General features: G+C 71.9%; 8 protein-coding genes. 7 read left to right on the top strand and 1 reads right to left on the bottom strand.

Annotated features, from left to right (window positions below):
- Positions 1 to 507 precede the first annotated feature (507 nt).
- The 3 genes from AB0K09_RS25870 to AB0K09_RS25860 are packed head-to-tail and all read left to right on the top strand — an operon-like array spanning position 508 to position 3,775.
- On the top strand, positions 508 to 1,905 hold the full coding sequence (locus tag AB0K09_RS25870; RefSeq protein WP_366067792.1) for a DUF6421 family protein: 1,398 nt from the start codon (positions 508 to 510) through the stop codon (positions 1,903 to 1,905).
- A gap of 35 nt (positions 1,906 to 1,940) precedes the next feature.
- Positions 1,941 to 2,702 carry an SDR family NAD(P)-dependent oxidoreductase gene (locus tag AB0K09_RS25865; RefSeq protein WP_366067791.1) on the top strand — a complete coding sequence of 254 codons (762 nt, stop codon included), beginning with the start codon at positions 1,941 to 1,943 and terminating at the stop codon, positions 2,700 to 2,702.
- Positions 2,681 to 3,775 (top strand): low specificity L-threonine aldolase, encoded by a 1,095-nt coding sequence (locus AB0K09_RS25860; RefSeq protein WP_366067790.1) that lies wholly within the window; start codon positions 2,681 to 2,683, stop codon positions 3,773 to 3,775. Before AB0K09_RS25865 ends, AB0K09_RS25860 begins: the two co-directional genes overlap by 22 nt.
- 89 nt (positions 3,776 to 3,864) lie before the next feature.
- Here the strand turns inward: AB0K09_RS25860 and AB0K09_RS25855 are convergent, their stop codons facing one another.
- Positions 3,865 to 4,575, bottom strand: coding sequence for a lysophospholipid acyltransferase family protein (locus tag AB0K09_RS25855; protein ID WP_366067789.1), 711 nt, complete (start codon positions 4,573 to 4,575; stop codon positions 3,865 to 3,867).
- A 116-nt stretch (positions 4,576 to 4,691) separates the two neighbouring features.
- Between AB0K09_RS25855 and AB0K09_RS25850 the strand changes: the two genes are divergently transcribed.
- From AB0K09_RS25850 to AB0K09_RS25835, 4 genes are all read left to right on the top strand, one after another.
- Positions 4,692 to 5,123 carry a thioredoxin family protein gene (locus AB0K09_RS25850; protein WP_366067788.1) on the top strand — a complete coding sequence of 144 codons (432 nt, stop codon included), beginning with the start codon at positions 4,692 to 4,694 and terminating at the stop codon, positions 5,121 to 5,123.
- 174 nt (positions 5,124 to 5,297) lie between these two features.
- Positions 5,298 to 5,825 carry a flavin reductase family protein gene (locus tag AB0K09_RS25845; protein ID WP_366067787.1) on the top strand — a complete coding sequence of 176 codons (528 nt, stop codon included), beginning with the start codon at positions 5,298 to 5,300 and terminating at the stop codon, positions 5,823 to 5,825.
- Positions 5,826 to 6,025: 200 nt separating this feature from the next.
- Positions 6,026 to 6,814, top strand: a complete 789-nt coding sequence (locus tag AB0K09_RS25840) for an electron transfer flavoprotein subunit beta/FixA family protein (RefSeq protein ID WP_366067786.1) — start codon at positions 6,026 to 6,028, stop codon at positions 6,812 to 6,814.
- A 57-nt stretch (positions 6,815 to 6,871) separates the two neighbouring features.
- The gene (locus tag AB0K09_RS25835; protein WP_366067785.1) at positions 6,872 to 7,846 is read left to right on the top strand and encodes an electron transfer flavoprotein subunit alpha/FixB family protein; all 975 of its coding nucleotides are present in this window, start codon (positions 6,872 to 6,874) and stop codon (positions 7,844 to 7,846) included.
- Positions 7,847 to 7,893: the final 47 nt, after the last annotated feature.

Raw genomic sequence — 7,893 nt, 5'->3', positions numbered from 1 at the left:
GCAGGCGGCGGCGCTCACCGCGCCGGGGGCGCCGGCGGACGGCGCGGCGCCGTTGTCGGTGTCGTCCTGCGGGGCGCAGCCGGCGGCCGCGGCGAGCAGGACGGTGAGGGCGGCGAGCGCGGTGCGGGCGGTGACCGGCCGGTGCGGCCTGGGGGCGACGGGCATGGCGCGAGACTGGCAGCGCCCGAAGTGATCTGTCCAGGTCAGGGCGCCAACTGTCCATATGACGGAAGACTGTTGCGGATTCATGAACCCGTCGACGGGCGGGTAGCCGTAGAGGAGGCCCCCGTGCGGTCCATGGCTGGATCTCGCCTAGGACAGCGTCTGATGCCCATGGGACAGCAGTGGCGGATCTTCACTCCTGATCCCCCGAACGGGCACATCCGGCAGGAAAAACAGCGGCGCACCCGGGGGCGCGACAGAATAATTTGCAGCTCAGCCCCTTGAGACGGAGAACGTCACTTGGATACGGTGTCTTGACGCCGGTTCTCCCGAGGAGGGGTAATCATGACGGAAATCCTTGCGCCATCGGCCGCGAAGACCGACATTCTGTCTGCCGGGCGCGTGGTGGATCACCCCGCCTGGGCAGAGCTGAAGGCCGCGGTCGAGACGATCCGGCCCTGGCAGGCCGCGAACGGCTCGATCGACCTGACCGCCGACGGCGCGCCGCCGGGCGAGGCGGTGCGCGCCGAGTTCGACCGCGTCATAGCGGCCGTCGAGGCGCTCTCCCCGCTGCTGCCGCACGACGCCGCGTACCACACGGCGCTCGTCGCCGACCTGCGCCGCTGGGCCGACACGGGCTTCGGCGTGCCGGACTTCCTGGACTCGCTGCTGGCCTTCCAGCCCGCCGCCGAGCGCGCCGACGGCCGGCAGCACCTGGTCGTCTTCCCGATGTACACGCAGAACGGCAACCCGGACCGCAACCTGGAAGCCGTCGTGCTGCGCATGGTGTGGCCGGAGTGGCTCTCCGAGCTGGAGCGCACCCGCTACGACAACCCGCTCTTCCTCGGCATCACCTTCGAGGACTTCACCGCGGGCTACGACACCAACTCCGCGGTGCTCTTCCCGGAGACCATCGCCGTCCGCGAGGCCCCTGAGCGCTTCACCTGGGGCGGCATCTTCTGCGACCGCGAGGCGGCGCGCTTCCGGCGCGTCACCGAGGCGGCCGTCTCCGTCCTCGGCCTGGACCTGCCGGGCGACATCGCCGACATGATCGGCGACCAGAAGCGATGCGAACAGGCGTTCGTCCTGTGGGACATGGTCCACGACCGCACCCACAGCCACGGCGACCTGCCCTTCGACCCCTTCATGATCAAGCAGCGGCAGCCGTTCTGGATGTACGGCCTGGAGGAGCTGCGCTGCGACCTCACCGCCTTCAAGGAGGCCGTGAAGCTGGAGGCCGACGGCTTCACCCAGGCCCGTGACGTGCAGTTCGCCGTGCTCTTCGACCGCATGTTCCGCTTCCCGGTCACCGGTGACCGGGTGCGCAACTACGACGGCCTCGGCGGCCAGCTGCTCTTCGCCTACCTGCACAAGCACGACGTCGTACGCTGGACGGACAACACCCTCCACATCGACTGGGACCGTGCTCCGCAGGTCACCAACCAGCTGTGCGGCGAGATCGAGAAGCTCTACCGGGACGGCATCGACCGCCCCAAGCTCGTCCACTGGTTCGCCGCCTACGACCTCGTCTCCACCTACCTCGCCCCGCACCCGGGCTCGGTGTGGGCCAAGGGCCCGGACGCCCTGGACCTCACCCAGCCCCCGCGCAAGCTCGTGGACGACGTGCTTCCGGACGAGTTCCCGCTCAGCATGTTCTACGAGGCCCTTGCCAAGAAGCTGCGCGGCGTGATCGCCTCGACCAAGGGCATTACGGCCGCGACCGCGGAGCCGGTGGCCGCGTGAGCACGAGCGAGAAGAGCGAGAGAGAGGCGACGGTCATGACCACTCCGACGAACGGCAACGGCCTGCTGAACGGTGCCGTCGTGGCGGTCGCGGGCGCCGCCGGCCCCGCCGGCCGGGCGACCCTGCTGCGCCTGGCGGAGGCCGGGGCGACCGTCGTCGCCGCCGACGCGGACGCGGCGCGCCTCGCGGACGCCGTGGACGCCGCCCGCTACGCCCACGGCGGCGCGACCGTCACCGGCGACACCGTCGACCTGCTCGACCTGGAGGCCACCCGGGCCTGGGCCGATCGCACCGAGAAGGAGTTCGGCCGCATCGACGGCCTGGTCCATCTGGTGGGCGGCTGGCGCGGCTCGTCGACGTTCGCCGAGACCGACCTCGCCGACTGGGAGCTGCTGGAGAAGCTGCTCATCCGCACCGTGCAGCACACCTCCCTGGCCTTCGAGGCCCCGCTGCTGCGCAGCGGCAACGGCCGGTACCTGCTGATCAGCGCCGCCGGCGCCAGCAAGCCGACCGCCGGCAACGCCGCCTACTCGGCCTCCAAGGCCGCCGCCGAGGCCTGGACGCTGGCCCTCGCCGACTCCTTCCGCAAGGCGGGGGGCGAGGAGGGCCCGCAGGCCGCGGCCGCCATCCTGATCGTCAAGGCCCTGGTGCACGACGCCATGCGCGCCGAGCGCCCGAACGCGAAGTTCGCGGGCTTCACGGACGTCAACGACCTGGCCGGCGCCATCGTCGACGTCTGGGACAAGCCCGCCCAGGAAGTGAACGGAACCCGTCTGTGGCTGACCCCGCAATCGTGACCCAGGCCCCCGCGACCGACGCGATACGCCGGCACGACCCCGAGCTGCGCGGCTTCGCCAGCGACAACTACGCGGGGGTGCACCCCGAGGTCCTCGCGGCCCTCGCCCTCGCCAACGGCGGTCACCAGGTCGCCTACGGCGAGGACGACTACACCGCGCACCTCCAGGACGTCATGCGCGCCCACTTCGGGCCGACGGCCGAGGCGTTCCCGGTCTTCAACGGCACGGGCGCCAACGTCGTCGCCCTGCAGGCCGCGAGCGAGCGGTGGGGCGCGGTCATCTGCGCCGCCAGCGCGCACATCAACGTCGACGAGGGCGGGGCGCCGGAGCGCGTCGGCGGGCTCAAGCTGCTCGCCGTGCCCACCGAGCACGGCAAGCTCACCCCCGAGCTCATCGACCGCGAGGCGTGGGGCTGGGAGGACGAGCACCGCGCCCAGCCGCAGGTCGTCTCGATCACCCAGACGACCGAGCTGGGCACCTGCTACACGCCCGAGGAGATCCGCGAGATCTGCGACCACGCCCACGAGCGGGGCATGAAGGTCCACCTCGACGGCTCCCGCATCGCCAACGCGGCCGCCACCCTCGGCGTCCCGCTGCGGGCCTTCACCACCGACGCCGGCGTGGACCTGCTGTCCTTCGGCGGCACCAAGAACGGCCTGCTCTTCGGCGAGTGCGTCGTCGTCCTCAACCCGGACGCGGTGCGGGCGATGAAGCACCTGCGCAAGCTGTCGATGCAGCTGGCCTCGAAGATGCGCTTCGTCTCCGTGCAGTTCGAGGCCCTGCTCACGGGCGACCTGTGGCTGCGCAGCGCCTCCCACGCCAACGCCATGGCCGCGCGGCTGGCCGAGGGCGTCCGGGGCGTGGAGGGCGTGGAGATCCTGCACCCCGTGCAGTCCAACGCGGTCTTCGCCCGGCTGCCGCACGACGTGAGCGAGCGCCTGCAGAAGCGCTACCGCTTCTACTTCTGGGACGAGGCGGCCGGCGACGTCCGCTGGATGTGCTCCTTCGACACGACCGAGGCCGACGTGGACGCGTTCGCGGCCGCGGTCGCGGAGGAGATGTCCCGGCGGTAGCCGCCACCCCGCGCCCCGTAAGGGGCGCGGGGAACTGCGCGATCAGCCGCAGACGGCCCGCGGCCGCCGCCCGGCCTCGGCCGCGCCGATCAAGCCTCGGCCGGGGCGGGGGCTGTGCCCCCCAGGTGGGCCGGGATCCACCAGCTGTCCGCCGGCCCCTCGGCCCGGACCGGGTACGCGCGCTGCGCCGACTCCAGCAGCTCCTGCACCCGCGAGCGCAGCCGCTCGGTGATGCCCTCGGCCGACTCCGCCGGATCGGCCTCCATCGGCTCCCCCACCCGGATCGACACCGGTATGTGGTCACGGCCCAGATTGCGCTTGTGCCCCTTGGTCCACAGCCGCTGCGTGCCCCACAGCGCCATCGGCAGCAGCGGCACCCCCGCCTCCTGGGCGAGCCGGGCCGCGCCGGACTTGAAGTTCTTCAGCGTGAACGACGTGGAGATCGTCGCCTCCGGGAACACCCCGATGACCTCGCCCGAACGCAGGGCGGACAGCGCGTGCTTGTACGCGTCCGTCCCCGCCGCCCGGTCGACGGGGATGTGCTTCATCGCGCGCATCAGCGGGCCGGAGACCTTGTGCCGGAAGACCGACTCCTTGGCCATGAACCGCACCAGTCGCTTGGCCGGGCGGGCCGCCACACCGCAGAAGATGAAGTCGAGGTATCCGATGTGGTTGCTCACCAGGACCGCCCCGCCGCGCTGCGGGACGTGCTCGGTCCCCTTGATGTCGAAGCGCAGATCGAGTGCCTTGAACATGGTCCGGGCGACACCGATCACCGGGGGGTAGACGAGTTCTGCCATATCGGGAAGATCCTTCCGGGGTCGGTCCGGGGAGGGGGCTCCCGGCTGACGTGAGGCCTGTACGCCCGCCAAGTTACGCGGCCGTAGGATGTCGGCTTCCGGCAGATCGTGCCTGAATGCCCGGCCCCGGTGCCAGCGAGGACCCCCTGTCGGGCGGGAGATCCTCATCACGTCGGCTCCCGGAACGGGAAACTTTACGGACTTCGGGGAGGACGAAGGTGGACGGGCGGGACGAGGGCATCACGCGGCTGGGCCCCGCGGAGATCGGTGCCGAGCTGGGCGCGCGGGCCACGCTGGTCCAGTTCTCCAGCGCCTTCTGCCAGCCGTGCCGGGCCACCCGGCGCGTCCTCGCGGAGGTCGCGGCCATGGTCGAGGGCGTCACGCACGTCGAGATCGACGCGGAGGCGCGGCTGGAGCTCGTCCGCGCCCTGCGGATCACCGCCACCCCGACCGTACTCGTCCTCGACGCCACGGGCGGCATCGTCCGCCGGGCAACCGGGCAGCCGCGCAAGGCGGACGTCATCGCCGCCCTCGGCGCGGCGGTCTGACGGCCCGACGGCTGACGGGCCACGGCCCGTGACCGTGATCCCTCTCGCATCTCCCCGGCCGTGCTTGACGCTCCGCACCCCGAATCGTCAGTGTGACGCTATGTGGCCCGGACTCCTGCTCGCCGAGCCCCTGAGCAGCGCGCACGGCTCGATCCCCAGCAGAAGGACATCTCCATGACGGCCTCGACCGAACTCGGTACCGCTCCCCTCGCCGATCCGGACGTGCCCACCGACCTCTCCCACCTGCTGCGCTCCGTCTTCCGCCGGCACGCCGCCGGCGTCGCCGTGATCACCGCCCGCGGCGCGCGCCCGGTCGGCTTCACCGCCACGTCCCTCACCTCGGTGGCCGCGGAACCGCCGATGATCTCCTTCGGGGCCGGAACGGGCTCGTCCAGCTGGCCCGTCCTGGCCGAGGCCGAGCACGTGGGCGTGCACATACTCGGCGAGCACCAGCGCGATCTCGCCGCGACCTTCGCCCGCAGCGGCGCCGACCGCTTCGCCCCGCCCACCCGCTGGCACACCGGCCCGCACGGGGTCCCGGTGCTGGAGGGGGTGCTGGCCTGGCTGGTCTGCCGGGTGGTGGCCCGGGTGCCCGCCGGGGACCACCGGGTCGTGCTCGCGGAGGCGGTCGCCGGCGACCCCACGGGGACCGGCCGCCCCCTGCTGTACCACCAGGGTGACTTCAACGGATTGCGCGACTGAGGAGTCCCCGGAAGGCGCGTTGGGCAGATCACAGTCGACCGGCCTTGCGCTCGGTGTACGCGCTCGATGTACTGGCCAGTAACATTCTGGTCGGGATGGTGACCACCGGCGGTGGTCACGCCCGACCGGGACCGCCCCCGAGGCGCCTATGCTGCCTGCCAAGGCAGCTTTGATAGAGACGATGCAGTAGGAGAGCCGGCGTGAGCTTGAGGATCGTTGTCTGTGTGAAGTACGTGCCCGACGCCACCGGCGACCGGCACTTCGCCGAGGACCTGACCGTCGACCGCGACGACGTGGACGGCCTGCTCTCGGAGCTCGACGAGTACGCGGTCGAGCAGGCGCTGCAGATCAAGGAGGCGGCCGACGACGACGCGGAGATCACCGTCCTGACGATCGGCCCCGAGGACGCGAACGACGCCCTGCGCAAGGCGCTGTCGATGGGCGCCGACAAGGCCGTCCACGTCGAGGACGACGACCTGCACGGCACCGACGCGCTCGGCACCTCCCTGGTGCTGGCCAAGGCCGTCGAGAAGACCGGCTACGACCTGGTGATCTGCGGCATGGCCTCCACCGACGGCGGCATGGGCGTGCTCCCGGCCATGCTGGCCGAGCGCCTGGGCGTCCCGCAGGTCACGCTGCTCTCCGAGGTCGCCGTGGCCGACGGCAAGGTGACCGGCCGCCGCGACGGCGACGCCGCCAGCGAGCAGCTGGAGGCCGCCCTCCCGGCCGTCGTCTCCGTCACCGATCAGTCGGGCGAGGCGCGTTACCCGTCCTTCAAGGGCATCATGGCCGCGAAGAAGAAGCCGGTGGAGTCCCTGGACCTGTCCGACCTCGACATCGAGGCCGACGAGGTCGGCCTGGAGGCCGCCTGGACCAAGGTCGACGAGGCCACGGAGCGCCCGGCCCGCACGGCCGGCACGATCGTCAAGGACGAGGGCGAGGGCGGCAAGCAGCTCGCCGAGTTCCTCGCGGGCCAGAAGTTCATCTGAGCCCCGCGTACGAACCGTCCCCCTCCTCCCTCCCTTCATCCCGCAGGAGCGCAACCCATGGCTGAAGTCCTCGTCTACGTCGACCACGTGGACGGCGCCGTCCGCAAGCCCACCCTCGAGCTGCTCACCCTCGCCCGCCGCATCGGCGAGCCCGTGGCCGTCGCCCTGGGCGCCGGCGCGGACGCCACCGCGGCGACCCTCGCCGAGTACGGCGCGGTCAAGGTCCTGACGGCCGACGCCGCCGAGTTCGCCGACTACCTGGTCGTGCCGAAGGTGGACGCCCTCCAGGCCGCGTACGAGTCTGTGTCCGCCGCAGGCTCCCTGGCCGCCGTGCTCGTCCCGTCCTCCGCCGAGGGCAAGGAGATCGCGGCCCGCCTCGCGGTCCGCATCGGCTCCGGCATCATCACCGACGCCGTCGACCTGGAGGCCGGCGCCGAGGGCCCGGTGGCCACGCAGTCCGTCTTCGCGGCCTCGTTCACCACCAAGTCCCGCGTCACCAAGGGCACCCCGGTCATCACCGTCAAGCCCAACTCCGCCGCCCCCGAGGCCGCCCCGGCCGCCGGCGCGGTCGAGGCCCTCGCCGTCACCTTCGGCGAGCTGGCCACCGGCACCAAGGTCGTCTCCCGCACCGCGCGCGAGTCGACGGGCCGCCCGGAGCTGACCGAGGCCGCGATCGTGGTCTCCGGCGGCCGCGGCGTCAACGGCGCCGAGAACTTCCCGCTCATCGAGGCCCTCGCCGACTCCCTCGGCGCGGCCGTCGGCGCCTCCCGCGCCGCCGTCGACGCCGGCTGGTACCCGCACACCAACCAGGTCGGCCAGACGGGCAAGTCCGTCTCCCCGCAGCTCTACATCGCGGCGGGCATCTCCGGTGCGATCCAGCACCGGGCGGGCATGCAGACCTCGAAGACCATCGTCGCCATCAACAAGGACGCCGAGGCCCCGATCTTCGACCTCGTCGACTACGGCGTCGTGGGCGACCTCTTCCAGGTCGTGCCGCAGCTGACGGACGAGATCAAGGCCCGCAAGGGCTGATCCCCTCCGGTTTCGCACAGGCCCCCCGCTCCGGCTGACGCCGGGGG

This window comes from Streptomyces sp. NPDC049577, from assembly GCF_040675635.1.
Classification (GTDB): Bacteria; Actinomycetota; Actinomycetes; order Streptomycetales; family Streptomycetaceae; genus Streptomyces.
This window is presented reverse-complemented; position numbering and strand designations above follow the sequence as displayed.